The organism is Streptomyces sp. NPDC046727, from assembly GCF_040645635.1.
Classification (GTDB): domain Bacteria; phylum Actinomycetota; class Actinomycetes; order Streptomycetales; family Streptomycetaceae; genus Streptomyces.
Genome location: NZ_JBEYYR010000107.1, coordinates 573 through 1,013 on the forward strand (window position 1 = coordinate 573; position 441 = coordinate 1,013).

Here is a 441-nt window from a genome sequence, read left to right on the forward strand (position 1 = left end):
AGCTTCCCCACGCGGGATCCCCAGCTGACGCGCCAGGCCGAAGGCGCTCATACCGTAAATCAGGCCGAAGTTAATCGCCTTGGCGCTGCGGCGCTGCTCGCCGGTCACTTTATCCAACGGCACGCCGAAAACTTCCGACGCCGTGGCGCGGTGAATGTCTTTCCCTTCGGCGAAGGCCTTCAGCAGCCCTTCATCCTGTGACAAATGCGCCATGATGCGCAGCTCGATTTGCGAGTAGTCGGCCGCGACGATGCGGTAGCCTTCCGGCGCGATAAAGGCCTGGCGAATGCGTCGCCCTTCATCGTTACGCACCGGGATGTTCTGCAGGTTCGGATCGCTCGAGGAGAGACGGCCGGTAGCGGTCACCGCCTGATGGTACGAGGTATGTACCCGGCCGCTGACCGGATTGATCATCAGCGGCAGCTTATCGGTATAGGTGGT

Annotated in this window: 1 protein-coding gene; it reads right to left on the reverse strand. The window is 61.7% G+C overall.

What is annotated here, in order from left to right; translation table 11 throughout:
- A partial coding sequence (locus tag ABZ937_RS42885) for a DNA polymerase (RefSeq protein ID WP_361701138.1) occupies positions 1 to 414 on the reverse strand: 414 nt, incomplete at its 3' end.
- Between the last annotated feature and the right edge of the window lie 27 nt (positions 415 to 441).